Origin of the sequence: Streptomyces sp. NPDC007983 (assembly GCF_042958345.1) — a bacterium.
Lineage (GTDB): Bacteria > Actinomycetota > Actinomycetes > Streptomycetales > Streptomycetaceae > Streptomyces.
Window position 1 is genome coordinate 1 of the sequence record NZ_JBIBJI010000042.1, and the last position, 24,465, is coordinate 24,465.

Genomic DNA, 24,465 nt, shown 5'->3' on the forward strand with positions numbered 1-24,465 from the left:
GGTCCGGAGCTGGACGCCGAGTACTGGTTCACCAACCTCCGTCGCACCGTCGAGCTGGAGAGCGCCGTACGCCGACTCCTCGACGAGGGCTTCGGGGCGTTCATCGAGTCCAGTGCCCACCCCGTGCTGGCGATGGCCGTGCAGGAGACCGCCGAGGACGCCGGTCTGGACGCGGCGGCGATCGGTTCGCTGCGCCGTGACGAGGGTGGCCTGGACCGCTTCTGGGCATCCCTCGGCGAGGCATGGACACGCGGCGTCCAGGCCGACTGGGGCACGCTGTTCGACGGTACGGGCGCGGCCCGCGTCGAGTTGCCCACGTACGCCTTCCAGCACCAGCACTACTGGCTCGAGGCGGGCACCTCGCCCGCCCCCGCCGCCACCGCCCCCGACCCCGTCGAGGCCCGGTTCTGGGACGCCGTCGACCGCGAGGACTGGCAGACGCTGGCCGCCGAACTGGCCGTCGACGGCGATGACGAGCAGGTCAGCGCGCTGCTGCCAGCCCTCGCGGCGTGGCGCAAGCAGGCCCGCGAGCAGTCCACGGTGGACGGCTGGCGCTACCGCGTGATGTGGAAGCCGCTCGCCGACGGGCAGCCCGCGCGGCTGTCCGGGGCGTGGCTGCTGGTGGTACCGGAGTCCGCCGCCGAGGACGAGTGGGCGACCGGTGTGGCCCGTACGCTCGCCGAACGCGGCGCCGATGTACGGCAGATCGTGGTGAACCCCGCCACCGACGGCCGTGAGCAGCTGACCGAGCGGCTGCGCACCGCGCTCGTCGACACCGATGGCATCCCGTTCGCCGGTGTGCTGTCGCTGCTGGCGCTGGACGGCCGTCCGCACCCGCTGCACGGCTCCGTCCCGGCCGGGGTGGCGGCGCAGTTCGCGCTGGTGCAGGCGCTGGGCGACGCGGAGATCGGCGCGCCGTTGTGGTCCGCCACGCGCGGCGCGGTGTCCGTCGGCCGCGCGGACGCGCTGGACACGCCGGAGCAGGCGCTGGTCTGGGGCCTGGGCCGGGTGGCCGCGCTGGAGCACGGGGAGCGCTGGGGCGGTCTGGTCGACCTGCCCGAGGCGGCCGACGAGCGGGCGCTGTCCCGGCTGGTCACCGCACTCGCAGGCGCCGACGACGAGGACCAGGTCGCGATCCGCGCCACCGGGCTCCTCGTACGCCGCCTGGTGCGCGCCCCGCTGGCCGGGGCGCCCGCCGTACGGTCCTGGAAGCCGTCCGGGACCACGCTGGTCACCGGCGGTACGGGGGCGCTGGGCGCCCATGTGGCGCGCTGGCTGGCCCGTAACGGCGCCGAGCACCTGGTGCTCACCAGCCGCCGTGGCCCGGAGGCGCCCGGCGCGGCCGAGCTGCGCGACGAACTGACCGCGCTCGGCGCCCGGGTCACCATCGCCGCGTGCGATGTGGCCGACCGCGCGCAGGTCGAGGCGCTGCTCGCCGCCGTCCCCGCCGCGCACCCGCTGACCGCCGTCGTGCACACGGCCGCGGTGCTGGACGATGGGGTGATCGAGGGGCTGACCCCGGAGCAGATCGACCGGGTGCTGAAGGTCAAGGTCGACGCCACCCGGCATCTGCACGAGCTGACCCGCGACCTGGACCTGTCCGCTTTCGTGCTGTTCTCGTCCTTCGCGGCCACCTTCGGCGCGCCCGGTCAGGGCAACTACGCGCCGGGCAATGCGTTCCTCGACGCCTTCGCAGAGTGGCGGCGCGCTCAGGGACTGCCCGCCACCTCGCTGGCCTGGGGGCCGTGGGGCGAGGGCGGCATGGCCGAGGGCGGCGTGGGCGACCGGATGCGCCGCCACGGCGTCATCGAAATGGCGCCCGGCGCGGCCGTCACCGCGCTCCACCACGCCCTGGACCGCGACGAGTCGGTCCTGACGATCGTCGACATGGAGTGGAAGCGTTTCGTCCTCGCCTTCACCTCCGGCCGCTCGCGCCCGCTGCTGCACGACCTGCCCGAGGCTCGGGACGTCATCGCCGACATGAGCGGCGACGCCGAGGCGGAAGGCGCCGACGGTGTCGCGTTCGCGCAGCAGCTCGCCGGAGCCTCGGAGGCCGAGCAGGAGCGGCTGGTGCTGGAGCTGGTACGGACCGCCGTGGCGGCCGTGCTGGGGTACGCGGGCGCCGACGACGTCGAGCCGGGCCGGGCCTTCAAGGACCTGGGCTTCGACTCGCTGACCGCCGTCGAACTCCGCAACCGCCTCGGCGCCGCCGGCGGGCTCAAGCTGCCGCCGACGCTGATCTTCGACTACCCGACCCCCACGGCGCTCGCGCGCCATCTGCGCACCGAGCTGTCCGGCAGGGAGCAGACGGCCGTGGCCACGCAGCCGGTCGCGGCGGCGTCCGCCGACGACGAGCCCATCGCCATCGTTGCCATGAGCTGCCGCTTCCCGGGCGGCGTCCGCACCCCGGAGGAGCTGTGGCAGCTGCTCGACTCCGGTGGCGACGCCCTGTCGGAGTTCCCCGGCGACCGTGGCTGGGACATCGACTCCCTCTACAACCCGGACCCGGACGCGCAGGGCACCAGCTACACCCGCGAGGGCGGATTCCTCACCGGGGCCGCCGAGTTCGACCCCGCGTTCTTCGGGATCTCGCCGCGTGAGGCCATGGCGATGGACCCGCAGCAGCGGCTGCTGCTGGAAACCTCCTGGGAGGCGTTCGAGCGCGCGGGCATCGACCCGGCCACGCTGCACGGCAGCCCGTCCGGTGTCTTCGTCGGCACCAACGGCTCCGACTACTCGATCCTCATGCGCAACACCACCGAGGGCTACGAGGGCCACCTCGCCACCGGCAGCGCCGCCAGCGTCGTCTCCGGCCGCCTCTCGTACACCTTCGGCCTGGAAGGGCCCGCCGTCACCGTCGACACCGCCTGCTCGGCGTCGCTGGTGGCGCTGCACCTGGCCGTGCAGGCGCTGCGCAACGGCGAGTGCTCGCTGGCGCTCGCGGGCGGTGTGACCGTCATGGCGACGCCCGGTACGTTCATCGAGTTCAGCCGCCAGCGCGGACTGTCCTCCGACGGCCGCAGCAAGGTGTTCTCGTCGGACGCCGACGGCTTCAGCCCGGCCGAGGGCGTGGGCATGCTGCTGGTCGAGCGGCTGTCGGACGCCCGGAAGAACGGCCACCCGGTGCTCGCGGTCGTACGCGGCTCCGCCATCAACCAGGACGGCGCGAGCAACGGTCTGACGGCGCCGAACGGCCCGTCCCAGCAGCGCGTCATCCGGCAGGCCCTCGCCAACGCCCGCCTGGCCACCGGCGAGGTCGATGTCGTCGAGGCGCACGGCACGGGGACGACGCTGGGCGACCCGATCGAGGCGCAGGCCCTGCTCGCCACGTACGGCCAGGACCGGCCCGAGGGCCGGCCCCTGCTGCTCGGCTCCATCAAGTCCAACATCGGCCACGCACAAGCGGCCGCCGGTGTCGCGGGCGTGATGAAGACCGTGCTCGCCATGCGGCACGGCGTCCTGCCCGAATCGCTGCACATCGCCGAACCCACCCCGCATGTGGACTGGTCGGCGGGCGACATCGAGCTGCTGACCGAGGCCCGGCCGTGGCCGGAGACCGGCCACCCGCGCCGCGCCGCCGTGTCCTCGTTCGGCTTCAGCGGCACCAACGCCCACGCCATCCTGGAACAGGCCCCCGCCGACGAGCCGGAGGCCCAGCCGGAGACGCGACCGGAGAACGACGGCGCGCTGCCGTGGGTCCTGTCGGGCAGGAACGAGGCAGCGCTGCGCGCCCAGGCCGCCAAGCTGCTGGCCCACCTCGACGCCCACCGCGACGCCGAGCCTGCACTGCGCCCTGCCGATGTCGGCCACTCGCTGGCCACCACGCGTGCCGCCTTCGACCGGCGCGCGGTGCTGGTGGGCTCGGAAAGGGACGACTTCGCCCGCGGTTTGGACGCCCTCGCTAGGGGGCAGGTGCTGTCCAACCTGGTGCAGGGGGCCTCAATCGGGGGCAAGGCCGCATTCGTGTTCCCCGGACAGGGGTCACAATGGGTAGGCATGGCCGTGGGGCTGTTGGATGCTTCACCGGTGTTCTCTGCCCGTATTGATGAGTGTGCCGACGCACTCGCCGAATTCACCGACTGGTCGTTGGTGGATGTGCTGCGAGGCGCGGAGGACGCGCCGTCTCTGGAGCGGGTGGACGTCGTTCAGCCGGTGCTGTTCTCGGTGATGGTGTCCCTGGCGGAGCTGTGGCGTTCGCTGGGCGTGCGGCCGTCGGCGGTGGTGGGCCACTCGCAGGGTGAGATCGCGGCCGCGTGCGTGGCGGGGATTCTGTCGCTGCGGGACGCGGCGCGTGTGGTGGCGCTGCGCAGCCAGGCGATCGGACGGGTGCTGGCGGGCCGGGGCGGCATGGTGTCCGTAGCGCTGCCGGTGTCCGAGGTACGGGAGCGGATCGCGGCGTGGGGTGAGGAGCGCGTCTCGGTGGCGGCCGTCAACGGGCCGTCGGCCGTGGTCGTGTCCGGTGAGCCGACCGCGCTGGATGAGCTGGTCGCCTCGTGCGAGGCGGACGGGGTCCGGGCGCGCCGGGTCCCGGTGGATTACGCGTCGCACTCCGCGCAGGTGGAGTTGTTGCGCGATGAGCTGCTGAAGCTTCTCGCCTCCGTCCAGCCGCAGCCCGCGCAGGTGCCGTTCCTGTCGACGGTGACGGGGGAGTGGGTCGAGGGTCCGGAGCTGGACGCCGAGTACTGGTTCACCAACCTCCGTCGCACCGTCGAGCTGGAGAGCGCCATCCGGCGCCTGCTCGACGAGGGCATGAGCGTGTTCATCGAGTCCAGCGCCCACCCGGTGCTGGCGATGGGCGTGCAGGAGACGGCCGAGGACGCGGGCCGCGAGGCGGCGGCGATCGGTTCGCTGCGCCGCGACGAGGGTGGTCTGGGCCGCTTCTGGGCGTCCCTCGGCGAGGCGTGGACACGTGGTGTCGACGTCGACTGGGAGGCGGTGTTCGACGGCACGGGCGCGCAGCGCGTCGAGCTGCCCACGTATGCCTTCCAGCACCAGCACTACTGGCCGCAGGCCGCCGAAGCCGTGGCGGACGCCCCGGAGGCGACGACCGACGCCGTCGACGCCCGCTTCTGGGAGGCCGTCGAGCGCGAGGACCTGGAGTCGCTGGCCGACACCCTCGCGTGCGACGACGACACCGAGCGGTCCTCGCTCGGCGCCGTCCTGCCCGCCCTGGCGTCCTGGCGCAAGCAGGCCCGCGAGCAGTCCACCGTGGACGGCTGGCGCTACCGCGTGACGTGGACTTCCCGTACCGAGGCGCAGGCCCCCCGGCTGTCCGGGACGTGGCTGCTGGCCGTGCCCGAGTCCGCCGTCACCGACGACTGGACGCTCGGCGTGGTCCGTACGCTCGCCGAATTCGGCGCCGACGTACGGGAGATCACCCCGGCCGCCGTCGAGGCCGACCGCGAGTCGCTGACCCGCCTGGTGCGCGAGGAGCTGGCCGACGCCGGAACCGTCTCCGGTGTGCTGTCGCTGCTCGCCTTCGACGAGCGGACCGCGCCCGGCACGGACGGCGTCGGCGCCGGGCTGACCGGCACGGCCGCGTTGATCCAGGCGCTGGGCGACGCCGGGGTGGAGGCGCCGCTGTGGTGCGCCACCCGTGGCGCGGTGTCCGTCAGCGGCACGGACCGGCCGGAATCCCCCGAGCAGGCCCTCGTGTGGGGCCTGGGCCGGACCGCCGCGCTGGAGTACCCGGAGCGCTGGGGCGGTCTGGTCGACCTGCCTGAAACGCCTGACGACCGGGCGCTGTCCCGTCTGGTGAACGTGCTCGCCGGGGCCGACGGCGAGGACCAGCTCGCGGTGCGGGCGGCGGGCGTGTTCGCCCGCAGGCTCGTGCGCGCCCCGCTGGCCGGGGCGCCCGCTGTACGGTCCTGGAAGCCGTCCGGGACCACGCTGGTCACCGGCGGTACGGGGGCGCTGGGCGCCCATGTGGCGCGCTGGCTGGCCCGTAACGGCGCCGAGCACCTGGTGCTCACCAGCCGCCGTGGCCCGGAGGCGCCCGGCGCGGCCGAGCTGCGCGACGAACTGACCGCGCTCGGCGCCCGGGTCACGGTCGCCGCGTGCGATGTGGCCGACCGGAAGGCGGTCGAGGCGCTGCTCGCCGCGATCCCGGCCGAGCAGCCGCTCACAGCCGTCATGCACGCCGCGGGTGTGCTCGACGACGGCGTGCTGGACGCCCTCACCCCGCAGCGGTTCGCGACCGTCCTCGGCCCGAAGGCCGACGCGGCGCGCCATCTGCACGAGCTGACCCGCGACCTGGAGCTGTCCGCGTTCGTGCTGTTCTCCGGCATCGCGGGCACCCTCGGCGACGCCGGGCAGGGCAACTACGCTGCCGCCAACGCCTACCTCGACGCGCTGGCCGAGCAGCGCCGCGCCGACGGCCTGCCCGCCACCTCCGTGGCCTGGGGCCGCTGGGGCGAGACGGGACTCGCCGCCGGCGGGGCGATCGGCGAGCGGCTGGACCGGGGCGGTGTCCCGGCGATGGACCCGCACGCGGCGATCACGGCGCTCCAGCGGGCGCTGGACCACGCCGACACGGTGCTGGCCGTCGCCGACATCCAGTGGGAACGCTTCGCCCAGGGCTACACCGCGGTCCGCCCCAGCCCGCTCATCAGCAACCTGCCGGAGGTGCGGCGACTGCGGGAGACCGGCGTTCCGGGCGGCGACCCGGCGGCGGCCGCGGACGGCTCCCCGGCGGACGCGCTGCGGCAGCGGCTGGCCGGGATCTCCCGCGCCGAACAGTCCCTGGTGGTCCTGGAGGTCGTACGCACCAACGCGGCCGCGGCGCTCGGCCACCCGACGACCGACGAGGTCGGCGCGGGGCGGGCGTTCAAGGAGCTGGGCTTCGACTCGCTGATCGCGCTGGAGCTGCGCAACCGGCTGGGTGTCGCCACCGGGCAGAAGCTGCCCGCCACGCTGGTCTTCGACTATCCGACCCCGGCGGCGCTGGCCGAGTTCCTGTGCGACCGGCTGGTCGGCGACGGCGGTACGGCGGCCGCGCCAGGGCTCGCGGAGCTGGACGCGCTGGAGTCGGCGCTGTCCGTCCTCGACCCGCTGAGCGAGGCGCGGGACGACATCGCGGCCCGGCTGCGGGACCTCGCGGCGAAGTGGGCGGAGCCCCGTACGGCCGGTGCCGAGACGGCCGGCAGCGGCGACACGGTGACGGAGAAGCTGCAGCAGGCGACGCAGGATGAGGTCTTCGACTTCATCGAGAAAGAACTCGGAATCTAAGGATCGATGGGTCCGCGGGCGCAAGGTTTGTGACGAGAAGCATGGGTGAGACTCCAATGGCGGATCAGGACAAGATCCTCGACTACCTCAAGCGGGTAACTGCCGATCTGCATCAGACGCGGCAGCGTCTTCGCGAGGTCGAGTCGCAGGAGCCTGAGCCGATCGCGATCGTCGGCATGAGCTGCCGGTTCCCCGGGGGCGTCACGTCTCCGGAGGAGCTGTGGCAGCTCGTGGCCGGTGGCGGCGACGCCATCACGGACTTCCCCACGGACCGCGGCTGGGACGTCTCGTCGCTCTTCGACGCCGACCCCGACCAGCAGGGCACCAGCTACACCGACAAGGGCGGATTCCTGGAGGGCGCGGGCGAGTTCGACGCCGGGTTCTTCGGGATCAGCCCGCGCGAAACCCTCGGCATGGACCCGCAGCAGCGGCTGCTGCTGGAAACCTCCTGGGAGGCGTTCGAGCGGGCCGGGATCGACCCGGCCACGCTGCGCGGCAGCAAGGCCGGTGTCTTCATCGGCACCAACGGCCAGGACTACCCGGAGCTGATGCACCGGCTGCCGCAGGGCGTCGAGCAGTACCTGCTGACCGGCAACGCGGCGAGCGTCATCTCCGGCCGCATCTCCTACACCTTCGGCCTGGAGGGCCCGGCGCTCACCGTCGACACGGCGTGCTCCGCGTCGCTGGTGGCGCTGCACCTGGCCGTGCAGGCGCTGCGCAACGGCGAATGCTCGATGGCGCTGACCGGTGGTGTCACGGTCATGAACAGCCCGCGCGCGTTCATCAACTTCAGCCGTCAGCGGGGCCTCGCGCCCGACGGCCGCTGCAAGGCGTTCGCGGACGGCGCGGACGGCACCGGCTGGGGCGAGGGCGTCGGCATGCTGCTCGTCGAGCGGCTGTCGGACGCCCGTCGACACGGCCACCAGGTGCTCGCCCTCGTGCGCGGCTCCGCCATCAACCAGGACGGTGCGAGCAACGGGCTCACGGCGCCCAACGGCCCGTCCCAGCAGCGCGTCATCCGCCAGGCGCTCACCGACGGCCGCCTCACCCCGGCCCAGGTCGACGCCGTCGAGGCGCACGGTACGGGGACGTCTCTCGGCGACCCCATCGAGGCGCAGGCCCTGCTCGCCACATACGGGCAGAACCGCGCCGAGGGCCGCCCGCTGTGGCTCGGCTCCGTCAAGTCCAACTTCGGGCACACCCAGGCCGCGGCCGGTGTCGCCGGAATCATCAAGATGGTCAAGGCCATCGAGCACGGCGTGCTGCCCAGGACGCTGCACGTCGACGCGCCCTCCGGCGACGTCGACTGGTCGGCGGGCGCGGTGTCGCTGCTCACCGAGAACACGCCGTGGCCGGAGACCGGGCAGCCGCGCCGCGCGGGCATCTCCTCGTTCGGCGTCAGCGGTACGAACGCCCACACCGTCATCGAGCAGGCGCCCGCCGAGGACCGCCGGCCGGAGACGGCCACGGGCGAGTGGTCCGGGCTCGGCGGGCGGCTGCCGCTGCTGGTGTCCGGGCAGAGCGCACCGGCGCTGCGCGCCCAGGCCGCGCGGCTCGCCGCCCACGTACAGGACGACCCGGGCCTCGGCCTGGTCGACCTCGCCCACTCCCTGGCCACCACCCGCGCCGCGCTGGACCACCGGGCCGTGGTCATCGCGGGCGACGGCGGCCGGGAGGACCTGCTGCGCGGGCTGGCCGCGCTCGCCGAGGACGGCCCGGCGAGCGGGCTCATCCGGGGCGAGGTCAGCGAGGGCAAGGTCGCGTTCCTGTTCACCGGCCAGGGCAGCCAGCGCACCGGCATGGGGCGTGAGCTGTACGCGGCCGTACCGGCCTTCGCACAGGCCCTGGACGAGGTGTGCGCCGAACTCGACGCCCACCTCGAACGGCCGCTGCGCGACATCATGTTCGGTGACGACGCCTCCGTGCTGGACCAGACGGCATACACCCAGACCGCCCTGTTCGCCCTCGAAGTGGCGCTGTTCCGGCTGCTGGAAACGTGGGGCGTGAAGCCCGACTTTCTCGTCGGGCACTCCATCGGCGAGCTGGCCGCCGCCCATGTGGCGGGCGTGCTGTCGCTCGCCGACGCCTGCCGGTTGGTCGCCGCGCGCGGCCGGTTGATGCAGGAGCTTCCGGGCGGCGGCGCGATGATCGCCGTCCAGGCGTCCGAGGACGAGGTGACGCCGCTGCTGACGGACCAGGTGAGCATCGCCGCGCTCAACGGGCCCACCTCGGTCGTCATCGCCGGTGACGAGGACGCGGCTGCGGAAATAGCCGCGTCGTTCGAGGCGCAGGGCCGTAAGACCAAGCGGCTCACCGTCAGCCACGCGTTCCACTCGCCGCACATGGACGGCATGCTGGAGGCGTTCCGCGAGGTCGCGCGGAGCGTCACCTACGCGCCGCCGGTCATCCCCGTCATCTCCAACCTCACCGGCGCGTCCGTCTCCGCCGACGAGATCTGCTCGCCCGACTACTGGGTCCGGCACGTCCGGCAGGCCGTCCGCTTCACCGACGGCATCCGCGGGCTCGAGGAGTACGGCGTCGCCACCTTCGTCGAGCTGGGCCCCGACGGGGTGCTCACCGCCATGGCGCAGGACTGCGTCACCGCCGACGGCGCCGCCTTCGTGCCCGTCCTGCGCGGCGACCGCCCCGAGGCCACCGCCCTGACCGACGCGCTCGCCCGCGCCCATGTGCACGGCGTGGCCGTCGACTGGGCCGCCGTGTTCGCGGGCTCCGGCGCCCGCCGCGTCGAGCTGCCCACGTACGCCTTCCAGCGCGAGCTGTACTGGCCCGAGCCCGCCGGGCCCTGGACCGGTGACGTCACCGCCGCCGGGCTCGGCTCCGCCGACCACCCGCTGCTCGGCGCCGCCGTGTCGCTCGCCGACGCCGCCGGATTCCTGTTCACCGGCAGGCTCTCCCTCCAGACCCACCCGTGGCTCGCCGACCACGCCGTCATGGACACCGTGCTGCTGCCCGGCACGGCCTTCGTCGAACTGGCCATCCGCGCCGGTGACCACGTCGGCGCCGACATCCTGGAGGAGCTGACCCTCGAAGCGCCGCTCGTCCTGCCCCCGCAGGGCGGGGTGCAGATCCAGGTGTCCGTCGGCGCGCCGGACGACACCAGCCGCCGCTCCCTGACCCTGCACTCGCGGCTCGAAGAGGCCGCCGACGGCACCTGGGGCGAGGGCGAGTGGACCCGCCACGCCACCGGTGTGCTCGCCACCGGCGCCACCACCCCCGACGACACCCTCACCACCTGGCCCCCGGCCGGCGCCACCGAGGTCCCCGTCGACGGGCTGTACGACTGGCTCACGACAAGCGGATTCGCCTACGGCCCGGTGTTCCAGGGCCTCAAGGCCGCCTGGCAGCACGGCGACCACGTGTACGCCGAGGTACGCCTCCCCGACAGCGCCCGCGCCGAGGCCGACCTGTTCGGGCTGCACCCGGCGCTGCTGGACGCGGCCCTGCACGCCGTCGGCATCGGCTCCCTGCTGGAGGACACCGAACACGGCCGCCTCCCGTTCTCCTGGAGCGGCGTCCGGCTGCACGCCGTCGGCGCCTCCGCGCTGCGCGTACGGCTCTCGCCCGCGGGCCAGGACACCGTGGCCGTCCTGGTGACCGACGAGAGCGGCGCGCCCGTCGCCTCCGTCGACGCGCTGCTGCTGCGCCCGGTCTCGCCCGAGCAGGTGACTTCCGCGCGCGGCGCCTTCTACGACGCGCTGTTCCGCGTCGAGTGGACCCCCGCGCCGGTCCCCTCCAACACCACCGTCGTGGCCGGGCAGTGGGCGCTGCTGGGCGACGACAGCCCGGAACTCGCCGCCGCGCTGCCCACCGCTGCCGGTTACGCCGACCTGACCGCGCTCGGCGAGGCCGTGACCGGGGGCGCCCCCGTGCCGCAGGCCGTCGTCGCGCCGTTCTTCGCGCAGGCCGACGGGCTTTCGACGCAGGCCGCCGTGCGCGACGCCCTGCACCGCGCGCTGGAACTGGTCCAAGACTGGCTCGCCGACGACCGCTTCGAGGGCTCCCGGCTGGTGATCGCCACCCGGGGCGCCGTCGCCACCGCCGCCGACGCCGACACCGAGGACCTGGCGCACGCCCCGCTGTGGGGCCTGCTGCGCTCCGCGCAGTCCGAGAACCCCGACCGCTTCACCCTCGTCGACATCGACGGGGGCGACGCCTCGTACCGCGCCCTCGCCGCGGCCCTGGCCACCGGCGAGTCGCAACTCGCGGTCCGCGCCGGGTCCGTCGTCGTACCGCGCCTGGCGAAGGTCGCCTCCGACGCCTCCCACACCGCCCCCGCCCTCGACCCCGAGGGCACCGCCCTGGTCACCGGCGCCACCGGCACCCTGGGCGGCCTCGTCGCCCGCCACCTGGTCGCCGAGCACGGAGTACGCCACCTGCTGCTGCTCAGCAGGCGCGGCGCCGACGCGCACGGCGCCGCCGACCTCGTCGCCGAACTGCGCGCCTCCGGCGCCGAGGTCACCCTCGCCGCCTGCGACGTGGCCGACCGCGCCGCGCTGGCCGAGGTGCTGGCCGCCGTCCCGGCCGCCCACCCGCTGACCGCCGTCGTGCACACGGCGGGCGTCCTCGACGACGGGGTCATCGGCTCGCTCACCGCCGAGCGCATCGACCGCGTCCTGCCCCCCAAGGTGGACGCGGCGGTGAACCTGCACGAGCTGACCCGCGATCTGGACCTGTCCGCGTTCGTCCTGTTCTCCGCCGCCGCCGGAACGCTCGGCGGCCCCGGACAGGCCAACTACGCGGCCGCCAACGCCTTCCTCGACGCCCTCGCCCAGCGGCGCCGCGCCCAGGGGCTCCCCGCGACCGCCCTCGCCTGGGGCCTGTGGGCCGAGCGCAGCGGCATGACCGGCGACCTGGACGACACCGACATCCAGCGCATCACCCGCGCCGGAGTCGCCGCCCTCTCCTCCGACGAGGGCCTGGCCCTGCTGGACACCGCGCTCGCCGTCGGCGACCCCGCGCTCGTCCCCATGCACCTGGACCTGGCGCCGCTGCGCCACGCCGACGCCACCATGGTTCCCGCGCTGCTGCGCGGTCTGGTGCGCGGCGGAACGGCCCGCCGCACCGCCGAGTCGGGCGCCGCGGACGGTGGCGGGCTCGCGGAACGGCTCCTCGGGCTGTCCGTCCCCGAACGCGACCGGCTGCTGCTGGAGGTCGTCTGCGGCCAGGTCGCCGCCGTCCTCGGCTACGCGGGTCCGGAGGCGGTCGGCGCGGGCCGGGCCTTCAAGGAGCTGGGCTTCGACTCGCTCACCGCCGTAGAGCTGCGCAACCGCCTCGGCGCCGTGACGGGCGTACGGCTCCCGGCCACCCTCGTCTTCGACTACCCCACGCCCACCGCGCTCGCCGGCTTCCTGCGCACCGAAATCCTCGGCGACCAGGCCGACGAGGGCGCCGCCGCCCCGGCGACGGCCGTCGCCGTCGCCGACGACGAGCCGATCGCCATCGTCGGCATGAGCTGCCGCTACCCGGGCGGCGTCACCAGCCCCGAGGAGCTGTGGCAGCTCGTCATGGGCGCCACCGACGCCATCTCCGGCTTCCCCACCGACCGTGGCTGGCAGCTGGACGGGCTGCTCGGCGACGACCAGGGGCAGACGGGCACCAGCGCCACCATCGAGGGCGGATTCCTTTACGACGCGGGCGAGTTCGACCCGGACTTCTTCGGCATCAACCCGCGTGAAGCCCTCGCCATGGACCCGCACCAGCGGCTGCTGCTGGAGTCCTCCTGGGAGGCGTTCGAGCGCGCGGGCATCGACCCGGCGGCCGTGCGCGGCAGCCGGACCGGCGTCTTCACCGGCGTCATGTACCACGACTACCTCTCCCGGCTGACCGCACTGCCCGAGGGTCTTGAGGGCTACCTCGGCACCGGCACGGCGGGCAGTGTCGCCTCGGGCCGCGTCGCGTACACCTTCGGCCTCGAAGGCCCGGCCGTCACCATCGACACCGCCTGCTCGTCGTCCCTGGTGGCGCTGCACCTGGCGGCGCAGGCGCTGCGCAGCGGCGAGTGCACCATGGCGCTCGCGGGCGGCGTCACCGTCATGTCCACCCCGGACACCTTCATCGACTTCAGCCGGCAGGGCGGCCTGTCCGCCAGCGGCCGCTGCAAGTCGTTCTCTGCGGAAGCGGACGGCACCGGCTGGGCCGAGGGCGTCGGCATGCTGCTCGTGGAGCGGCTGTCGGACGCCCGCAAGAACGGCCACCAGGTGCTGGCCGTCGTGCGCGGCACCGCGGTCAACCAGGACGGTGCGAGCAACGGTCTGACGGCACCCAACGGCCCGTCGCAGCAGCGCGTCATCCGCCAGGCCCTGGCCGGTGCGGGCCTCTCCGCCGCCGAGGTCGACGCGGTCGAGGCGCACGGTACGGGGACCACGCTCGGCGACCCGATCGAGGCGCAGGCGCTGCTGGCCACGTACGGCAAGGAGAAGACCGCCGACCAGCCGCTGTACCTGGGCTCCATCAAGTCGAACATCGGCCACACGCAGGCCGCCGCCGGTGTCGCGGGCATCATCAAGATGGTGCTGGCGATGCGGCACGGTGTGCTTCCGCAGTCCCTGCACATCGACGAGCCCTCGCCGCACGTCGACTGGGAGGCGGGCGCCGTCTCGCTGCTCGCCGAGGCGAGGGAGTGGCCGGAGACCGGCCACCCGCGCCGCGCGGGCATCTCGTCCTTCGGCGTCAGCGGTACGAACGCCCACGCCATCATCGAGCAGGCGCCGGCCGTCGTCGAGGAGACCAAGCCGGGGAACCGGCAGCCCGGCGTGCTGCCGTGGGCCCTGTCCGGCAAGTCCGCCGACGCGCTGCGCGCCCAGGCCGTACGGCTGCTCGCCCACCTGGAGGAGCGGCCCGAGCTGCCGCTGACCGACCTCGGCTACTCGCTCGCGACCACGCGTGCCGCGCTGGATCACCGTGCGGTGGTGGTCGGCGAGGACCGGACCACGCTGGTCGCGGGCCTGGAGGCGCTGGCGCGCGGCGAGTCCGCCGCGGCGCTGGTCGAAGGCTCGGTGGCGGACGGCAAGGTGGCGTTCCTGTTCACGGGCCAGGGCAGCCAGCGGCTCGGTATGGGCCGCGAGCTGTACGAGGCGTACCCGGTGTTCGCCGAGGCGCTGGACGCTGTGTGCGACGTGCTGGACCCGCACCTCGAAACGCCCCTGAAGACGGTCCTGTTCGGGGCTGACGCCTCGTTGCTCGACCGGACCGGTTACACCCAGCCCGCGCTGTTCGCGGTCGAGGTGGCGCTGTTCCGGCTGGTCGAGGCGTGGGGTCTGCGGCCGGACTTCCTCTCCGGGCATTCCATCGGTGAGCTGGCCGCTGCCCATGTGGCGGGTGTGCTCCCGCTCGCGGATGCGGCGAAGCTGGTGGCCGCGCGTGGGCGGTTGATGCAGGAACTCCCCGCCGGTGGCGCGATGATCGCCATCCAGGCCGCCGAGGACGAGGTGACGCCTCTCCTCACCGAGCGTGTCTCGATCGCCGCCCTCAACGGTCCGACATCGGTCGTCATCGCGGGCGATGAGGACGCGGCTCTGGCGATCGCCGCCGGTTTCGAGGCGCAGGGTCGTAAGACCAAGCGGCTCACGGTCAGCCACGCCTTCCACTCGCCCCGTATGGACGGGATGCTGGACGCGTTCCGGGAGGTCGCGCAGGGCCTGTCGTACGCGGCTCCCCGCATCCCGATCGTCTCCAACCTCACCGGGGACATCGTCTCCGTCGAGGACATCACCACCCCCGACTTCTGGGTCCGCCACGTCCGCGAAGCGGTCCGCTTCCTCGACGGCATCCGTACCCTCGAAGCGCAGGGCGTCACCACCTACCTCGAACTCGGCCCCGACGGTGTGCTCACCGCCATGGCACAGGAGTGCGTGACCGGTGACGACGCCGCGTTCGCATCCACCTGCCGCAAGGCTCGGCCCGAGGCCGAGACCGTCACCGCCGCCCTCGCCCGGCTGCACGTCCGTGGCGTGACGCCGGACTGGGCGGCGTACTTCGACGGGACCGGTGCGTCCCGCGTCGACCTGCCCACGTACGCCTTCCAGCACCGCCGCTTCTGGCTGACGTCCCCGGCGGGCTTCGTGGGCGACGTGGAGTCGGCGGGCCTGGGCCGGGCCGACCATCCGCTCCTGGGCGCCGCCGTGCCGCTGGCCGACTCCGACGGCTTCCTGCTCACCGGCAGGCTCTCCCTCGACAGCCACCCCTGGCTGGCCGACCACGCCGTGATGGGCACGGTCCTGCTGCCCGGCACCGCCTTCGTGGAGCTGGCCATCCGCGCCGGTGACCAGGTGGGCTGCGACCGGCTGGACGAGCTGACCATCGAGGCGCCGCTGGTGCTCCCCGAGCGTGGCGCGGTGCAGCTGCAGATCATGGTCGGGGCCCCGCAGGCGGCCGGGCACCGCACGCTGGAGCTGTACTCGCGCGCCCAGGACGCGCCCGCCGAGGCGCCGTGGATCCGGCACGCCAGTGGTGTGCTGGTGGCGGGCGCCCCGCAGCCGTCGTTCGACCTGACGGCGTGGCCGCCGCCGGGCGCCGAGCCCGCCGACGTCGACGGACTCTACGAGCACCTGGCGCAGGGCGGTTTCGCGTACGGGCCGGTCTTCCAGGGCCTTGAGGCGGCCTGGCTGCGCGGCGACGAGGTGTTCGCCGAGGTCCGGCTGCCCGAGGGCGCCGAGGCCGACGCCAAGGCGTTCGGGCTGCACCCGGCGCTGCTGGACGCCGCGCTGCACAGCACGTTCGCGCGTCCCGACGGAGATGAGCAGGGCAGGCTGCCGTTCTCCTGGGGCGGGGTGTCGCTGCACGCGGTGGGCGCCGGTGCGCTCCGGGTGCGGCTGACCCCGGCTGGGGCGGACGCGGTGTCGCTGGAGCTGGCGGACGCCACCGGTGCCCCGGTGGCGTCCGTGGAGCAGCTGGCGCTGCGTCCGGTCGCGGCCGGGCAGCTCGCGGGCGCCCGCCCCGCCGCGTACCACGAGTCGCTGTACCGGCTGGACTGGGCCACCGTGCCCGTGGCCGCAGAAGGCACCGCACAGTGGGCGGTGCTCGGCAGTGGCGCGCCCGATGCGCTGACGTCCGGTGCGACGGTCCACGCCGATCTGGCCGCGCTGGGCGCAGCCGGGGCGGCGCCGGAGTTCGTCCTCGTGTACCTCGACCCGCGTGGCGCGGACGGCGATGTGACGGGTGCGGTGCACACCGCCACCCAGGAGGCGCTGGCCCTCGTACGGGAGTGGCTGGCCGACGAGCGGTTCGCCGCCTCGCAGCTGGTGCTGGTGACCCGGGGCGCGGTGGCCACCGCCGGTGACGCGGGGACGCACGACCTGGCGCACACCCCGGTGTGGGGTCTGGTGCGCTCGGCGCAGTCGGAGAACCCCGACCGGCTGGTGCTGGTGGACCTCGACGGCACCGACGCGTCGTACGAGGCGCTGGGCGCCGCGCTGGCCTCCGGCGAGCCGCAGTTCGTGCTGCGCCGTGGCGCCGTCCACGCGCCCCGGCTGGCGCGCATCGCCGCCGACGGGCCCATGGTGCCGCCGGCCGGTGAGCAGGCGTGGCGGCTGGACATCGAGGACAAGGGCACGCTGGAGAACCTGACGCTGCTGCCGAGCCCGGAGGCCGCCGCGCCGCTGGAGGCCGGTCAGGTGCGGGTCGCGGTGCGGGCCGCCGGTGTGAACTTCCGCGATGTGCTGAACGCGCTGGGCATGTACCCGGGCGACGCGGGCCTGATGGGCAGTGAGGGCGCCGGTGTCGTCCTCGAAACCGGCCCCGGTGTCACCGATCTGGCGCCCGGCGACCCGGTGATGGGCATGCTGCCCGGCGGGTTCGGGCCGCTGGTGGTCGTGGACCGCCGCATGGTCGCGCCGATGCCCCGGGGCTGGTCGTACGCGCAGGCCGCGTCGGTGCCGATCGTCTTCATGACGGCGTACTACGCGCTGCGCGACCTGGCGGACCTGAGGGGCGGGGAGTCGCTGCTCGTCCACGCCGCCGCCGGTGGTGTCGGCATGGCCGCCGTGCAGCTGGCCCGCCACTGGGGTGTGGACGTGTACGCCACCGCCGGCCCCGGCAAGTGGGACACCCTGCGCGGCCTCGGCCTGGCCGACGACCGCATCGCGTCCTCCCGTGACCTGGCCTTCGAGGAGACGTTCCGCGAGGCCAGCGGCGGACGTGGCGTGGATGTCGTACTGGACTCGCTGGCCCGGGAGTTCGTGGACGCGTCGCTGCGGCTGCTGCCGCGCGGCGGCCGGTTCGTCGAGATGGGCAAGACGGACGTCCGTGCCCCCGAGGACGTCGCGGCCGCCTACCCGGGCGTCTCCTACCAGGCGTTCGACCTGACCGAGGCGGGCCTGGACCGCATCCAGGCGATGCTGTGCGAACTGCTGGAGCTGTTCGAGCAGGGTGCGCTGCGGGCGCTGCCGATCACCGCATGGGATCTGCGGCAGGCCCCGGACGCGTTCCGCTACCTCAGCCAGGCCCGCCACATCGGCAAGGTCGTCCTCACGGTGCCCGCCGCGTGGAACCCGGACGGCACGGTGCTGATCACCGGCGGCACCGGCACCCTGGGCGGCCTGGTCGCCCGGCACGCGGTGACCGAGCGCGGCGCCCGGCACCTGCTGCTGACCAGCCGGCGCGGCGAACAGGCCGCAGGAGCTACCGAACTCGCCGCCGAGCTACGCGAGTTGGGCGCCGAGGTCACCATCGCCGCCTGCGACGCGGCCGACCGGGACCAGCTCGCCGCCGTCCTGGCCGATATCCCCCGTGAGCACCCGCTGACCGCCGTGGTGCACACGGCCGGTGTGCTGGACGACGGGGTGATCGGCTCGCTGACGGCCGAGCGGCTGGAGAAGGTGCTGCGGCCCAAGGTGGACGCGGCGGTCAACCTGCACGAGCTGACCCGGGACCTGGACCTGGCCGCGTTCGTGCTGTTCTCCTCGGCGGCCGGTACGTTCGGCGGCCCGGGCCAGGCCAACTACGCGGCGGCCAACTCCTTCCTCGACGCCCTCGCCCGCCACCGCCAGGCCCAGGGCCTGCCCGCCACCTCGCTGGCGTGGGGCCTGTGGGCCGAGGCCAGCGGCATGACCGGCGAACTGGAGGCCACCGACAAGTCCCGCATGAGCCGCTCGGGCGTACTGGGCCTGTCCTCGGACGAGGGCCTGGCCCTGTTCGACGCCGCCCAGCAGGTGGGCGACGCGTTCCTGGTGCCCATGCAGCTCGACCTGGCGCCGCTCACGGGCGCGCCCGTCTCCATGGTGCCGCCGCTGCTGCGCGGCCTCGTGCGCGGCGGAACGACCCGCCCCACCGCCGAGTCCGGCGCCGCGAGCGACGGTTCGTCGCTGGTGGAGCGGCTGGTCCGGCTGGACCCGGCCGAGCGCGACCAGATGCTGCTCGACCTGGTACGCGCCCAGGTGGCCGTGGTGCTCGGCCACGACTCGCCGGACGCGGTGGACGCGGCCCGGGCCTTCCGTGACCTCGGCTTCGACTCGCTGACCGCCGTGGAGTTCCGCAACCGCCTCGGCGGCGCCGCCGGGCTGCGGCTGCCCGCCACGCTCGTCTTCGACTACCCGACGCCCACCGCGCTCGCCGCGTACCTGCGCGACGAACTCCTCGGCTCCGAGGCGGCCGCGGCCGTCACGGCACAGACCCGGGCCGGTGCGGGGGCCGCCGCCGACGAGGACGACCCGATTGCCATCGTCGCCATGAGCTGCCGCTTCCCCGGCGACGTCCGCACCCCCGAGGACCTGTGGGAGCTGCTGGCCGAGGGCCGCGACGGCATCTCCCGGCTGCCCGACGACCGGGGCTGGGACATCGAGGCGTTCTACGACCCGGACCCGGACCGGCCCGGCACCTCGTACGCCCGCGAGGGCGGGTTCACGTACGACGCCCACCACTTCGACCCGGAGTTCTTCGGCATCAATCCGCGCGAGGCCCTGGCCATGGACCCGCAGCAGCGGCTGCTGCTGGAGACCTCGTGGGAGTCGTTCGAGCGGGCGGGCATCGACCCGGGCACGCTGCGCGGCAAGGAGGTCGGCGTCTTCGTCGGCCAGATGCACAACGACTACGTGTCGCGGCTGCACACCGTCCCCGAGGGCGTCGAGGGCTACCTCGGCACCGGCGGCTCCAGCAGCATCGCCTCCGGCCGCGTCTCGTACACCTTCGGCTTCGAGGGCCCGGCCGTCACGGTCGACACGGCGTGCTCGTCGTCGCTGGTCGCGCTGCACCTGGCGGCGCAGGCGCTGCGCAACGGCGAATGCACCCTGGCGCTGGCGGGCGGTGTCACCATCATCACCACGCCCGCCGTGTTCACCGAGTTCAGCCGCCAGCGCGGTCTGGCCACGGACGGCCGCTGCAAGCCGTTCGCGGCGGCGGCCGACGGCACGGCCTGGGGCGAGGGCGTCGGCATGGTGCTCGTGGAGAGGCTGTCGGACGCCCGGAAGAACGGCCACCAGGTGCTGGCCGTGGTGCGCGGCACCGCGGTGAACCAGGACGGTGCGAGCAATGGTCTGACGGCGCCGAACGGCCCGTCGCAGCAGCGCGTCATCCGCCAGGCGCTGGCGAACGCCGGGCTGTCCGCCGCCGAGGTGGACGCGGTCGAGGCGCACGGTACGGGGACCACGCTGGGCGACCCGATCGAGGCGCAGGCGCTGCTCGCCACGTACGGCCGTGAGCGGTCCGAGGACCAGCCGCTGTGGCTGGGCTCCATCAAGTCCAACTTCGGCCACACGCAGGCCGCGGCGGGTGTCGCCGGCATCATCAAGATGGTGCTGGCGATGCGGCACGGTGTGCTTCCGCGGTCCCTGCACATCGACGAGCCGTCGCCGCACGTGGACTGGTCGGCGGGTGCCGTGTCGCTGCTGGCCGAGGCGAGGGAGTGGCCGGAGACCGGACGCCCGCGCCGCGCGGGCATCTCCTCCTTCGGCATGAGCGGCACCAACGCCCACGCCATCATCGAGCAGGCCCCCGAGCCGGAGCCCGAGGGTGACCCGGCGGATGACCCGGCGGCGGTGCTGCCGTGGGTGCTCTCCGCCAAGTCCCCGGAGGCGCTGCGCGCCCAGGGCGCCCGGCTCCGTACCCATGTGGCGGACCACCCCGAGGCCGCCCTCGCGGACCTCGGCTACTCCCTGGCCACCGGCCGCGCCTCCTTCGACCACCGGGCGGCGCTCATCGCCCGGGACCGCGACGGATTCCTGGCCGCTCTGGACGCCCTCGCCGAGGGCCGCACCGCGCCCGGGCTGGTGGCGGACGCGGTGGCCGAGGGCAAGGTGGCGTTCCTGTTCACCGGCCAGGGCAGCCAGCGGCTCGGGATGGGCCGTGAGCTGTACGGCACGTACCCGGTGTTCGCGGAGGCGCTGGACGCGGTGTGCGACGCGCTGGACGCTCATCTCGAACGGCCCCTGAAGACGGTCCTGTTCGGGGACGACGCCTCGGTGCTCGACCAGACCGCCTATACCCAGCCCGCGCTGTTCGCGGTCGAGGTGGCGCTGTTCCGGCTGGTCGAAGCCTGGGGTCTGCGTGCGGACTTCCTGTCCGGTCACTCGATCGGTGAGCTGGCCGCCGCGCATGTGGCGGGTGTGCTGTCGCTCGCCGACGCGGCGAAGCTGGTCGCCGCCCGTGGCCGTCTGATGCAGCGACTGCCCGCCGGTGGCGCGATGATCGCCGTCCAGGCGTCCGAGGACGAGGTGACGCCGTTGCTGAGCAAGCGGGTGAGCCTCGCGGCCGTCAACGGTCCGACCTCGGTCGTGGTCGCGGGCGACGAGGACGCCGCTGCCGAGGTTGCGGAGTCGTTCGAGGCGCAGGGCCGCAAGACCAAGCGGCTCACCGTCAGCCACGCGTTCCACTCGCCGCACATGGACGGGATGCTGGACGCGTTCCGCCAGGTCGCGGAGGAGCTGACGTACGAGGCTCCGCGTATCCCGATCATCTCCAACCTCACCGGCACAGTGGTGTCCGCCGACGACATTACGACGCCCGACTTCTGGGTGCGCCACGTCCGCGAGGCGGTCCGCTTCCTCGACGGCGTGCGTACGTTGGAGGCCCAGGGCGTCACCACGTACGTGGAGCTGGGCCCGGAGGGTGTGCTCACCGCCATGGCGCAGGACTGCGTCTCCGGCGACGGCCACGCCTTCGCCGCCACCCTGCGCGGTGGCCGCCCGGAGCCCGGGACGCTGCTCACCGCGCTCGGCCAGGCCCATGCCCGGGGCGCCGCCGTGGACTTCGAGGCGCTGTACGCCCCGTACGGCGCGCACCGGGTGGAGCTCCCGACGTACGCGTTCCAGCGCCGCCGGTTCTGGCTGGACGCCGGACCCACGGGCGGCGACGCCACCGCGATCGGTCTGCACGCCGCGGGCCATCCGCTGCTCGGCGCGGCCGTGGAGCTGCCCGACGCGGACGGCTTCGCCTTCACCGGACGGCTGTCCCTCCAGGCCCAGCCGTGGCTGGCCGACCACGCCGTGATGGGCACGGTGCTGCTGCCCGGCACGGCCTTCGTGGAGCTGGCGCTGCGCGCCGGGGAACACGCGGGTTGCGGCCGGCTGGACGAACTCACCCTGGAGGCGCCGCTGATCGTGCCCGAGCGGGGAGCCGTCCAGCTCCGCCTGTCGCTCGCGGCCCCCGACGCCACCGGCCGCCGCGCCCTGACGATGCACTCCCGCGCCGAGGGCGCACCGGCCGACGAGCCGTGGCTGCGGCACGCGACGGGCGCGCTGGTGGCGGAGGACAGGGCGTCGTCGTTCGACCTGGCCGCCTGGCCGCCGGTGGACGCCGAGCAGATCCCGGTCGAGGGCCTGTACGAGGGCCTGTCCGGCTCGGGCTTCGACTACGGCCCGGTCTTCCAGGGCCTGGAAGCGGCCTGGCGGCGCGAGGACGAGGTGTTCGCCGAGGTCCGGCTCCCGGAGGGCGCCGAGGCCGACGCCAAGACCTTCGGCCTGCACCCGGCACTGCTGGACGCGGCGCTGCACGCCCTCGGGCTGGCCGCCGCCGAGGAGGGCGGCGGCCGGGGCCGACTGCCGTTCTCCTGGACGGGCGTGTCCCTGCACGCCGTCGGCGCCTCCACGCTCCGCGTACGGCTCGCGGGCACGACCACGGGCACGGTGTCGCTCCAGCTGGCGGACGCGACGGGCGCCCCGGTGGCGTCGGTCGAGGGCCTGGCGCTGCGTACGGTGTCCCCGGACCAGCTGGCCGCCGCCCGCCCGGGCGGCGCGTCCGACGCCCTGTTCCGCCTGGACTGGACCCCGATCCCGGCAGCCCCCACCGACCCGACCCCGGGCGCCTGGGCGGCACTGGGCACGGATGCGCTGGGCCTCCCCACGTACCGGGACCCGGCCGCGCTGGCGGCCGCCCTGGACGCGGGCGCGGAGGCTCCGGCGTACGTGGTGGTGTCGCTTGAGGACGGTGCGGCACATCCAGCCCGTCCGGCGCTTGAGGACCGGGGTCTTGGGGCGGAGCCCCACCACGCGGCGGAGCCGCATATCGATGCTGCGGGAAGCGGCGGGGTGGGGGAAAGCTCCTCGCCCGCCGAAGGCGCACGCAACGCCACAACCCAAGCCCTCACCCTGCTGCAAACGTGGCTGGCCGACGACCGCTTCGCGAACACCCGCCTGGTCGTCCTCACCTCCGCCACCGACCTGGCCCACGCCGCAGCCCGCGGCCTGATCCGCTCCGCCCAGTCGGAGAACCCGGACCGTCTGGTCCTGGTCGAGACCGACGACCACCACACCTCGCCGAAGACACTGGCGACGGCCGTCGCGACGGACGAGCCACACGTGGCCGTACGCAACGGCGAGCTGAGGGCCCCCCGCCTGGCCCGCGCCACCGCGTCGACGCAGGACGAAGCACCGGAGTGGAACCCGGAGGGCACGGTCCTGCTGACCGGCGCGTCCGGCACCCTGGGCGGCCTCTTCGCCCGCCATCTGGTGGCGGAGCGCGGCGTACGCTACCTCCTCCTGGTCAGCCGTCGCGGCGACCAGGCCCCCGGTGCGCAAGAACTGACCGCTGAACTGCAGCAGCTGGGCGCCAACGTGCGCTGGTCGGCCTGCGACGTAGCGGACCGTACCGCCCTGGCCGAGACCCTGGCAGCAATCCCCACCGCCAACCCCCTCACCGCCGTCGTCCACACCGCGGGCGTGCTGGACGACGGCGTGATCGCCTCCCTCACTCCCGACCGGCTCGCCAAGACCCTCCGCCCGAAGGCGGACGCGGCCTGGAACCTCCACGAGCTGACCCAGGACCAAAGCCTGGCCGCCTTCATCCTGTTCAGCTCAGCGGCAGGCGTCTTCGGCGGCGCCGGACAGGGCAACTACGCGGCGGCGAACGCCTTCCTCGACGCCCTCGCCCAGCACCGCACAGCGCACGGCCTCCCCGCCACCTCCCTCGCCTGGGGCCTGTGGTCGGTGGCCGGCGGCATGGGCGGCGAGCTGGACGAGACGGAGATCGCCCGCATCCGCCGCGGCGGTATCGGCGTGCTCACGGCCGACAGCGGCCTGGAGCTGTTCGACGCCGCGAGCCCCGTGAACGAACCGCTGCTGGTCCCCATGCCCCTCGACATGGCGGCCCTCCGCGCCCAGGCGGGCGTGGGCATGCTGCCGCCGCTGTTCCGCGGCCTGGTACGGGCGGCCCCCGCCCGCCGGGCGGCGGGAGCCGACGGGGCCGCCGGGGCAGCCGGTGGGGCCGACGAGCTGCGGGCCCGCCTGACCGGGCTGTCCGAGCCCGAGCGGGACGAGGCCGTGCTGGAGCTGGTGTGCGCCCAGGTGGCGGCCGTACTCGGCTACCCCGGCCCGGAGACGGTCGACCCGGCCCGCTCGTTCAGCGAGGTCGGCTTCGACTCGCTCACCGCCGTCGAGCTGCGCAACCGTCTGAACGCGACCACCGGAGTCCGGCTCCCGGCGACGCTGGTCTTCGACTACCCCACACCGAACGCACTGGTCCAGTACCTGCGGGGCGAGATCCTGCCGGACGAGGCGACGACGGGGGTCACCTCGCTGCTCGCCGAACTCGACGGGCTCGAAAAGTCCCTGGCCGGGGCCGCCCCGGACGACGAGGACCGGGGCAGGATCACCGCGCGGCTCCAAGCCCTGCTCGCGCAATGGAATGACGACCGAGGACCGGAAGACGGCGCCGGCGTCGCCGACGAGATCGCGTCCGCCACGGACGACGACCTCTTCGACTTCATCGGCAAGGAATTCGGGATCTCCTGAAGGGATCTCCCGAAGTGACCGTGGCCGACGCGAAGTGACCCGACCTTCCGGATTCCTCGAG

General features: G+C 74.2%; 2 protein-coding genes. Both read left to right on the top strand.

Going from position 1 to position 24,465, the window contains the following annotated elements; translation table 11 throughout:
* A partial coding sequence (locus ACFZCY_RS44815) for a type I polyketide synthase (RefSeq protein ID WP_391187494.1) occupies positions 1 to 7,227 on the top strand: 7,227 nt, incomplete at its 5' end.
* Between the two features lie 56 nt (positions 7,228 to 7,283).
* Positions 7,284 to 24,404 (top strand): SDR family NAD(P)-dependent oxidoreductase, encoded by a 17,121-nt coding sequence (locus ACFZCY_RS44820; protein WP_391187499.1) that lies wholly within the window; start codon positions 7,284 to 7,286, stop codon positions 24,402 to 24,404.
* Positions 24,405 to 24,465 lie beyond the last annotated feature (61 nt).

Coding starts and splice junctions, on each gene's coding strand:
- ACFZCY_RS44820 (WP_391187499.1), top strand. CDS start 7,284: ATGGCGGATCAGGACAAGATCCTCGACTACCTCAAGCGGGTAACTGCC.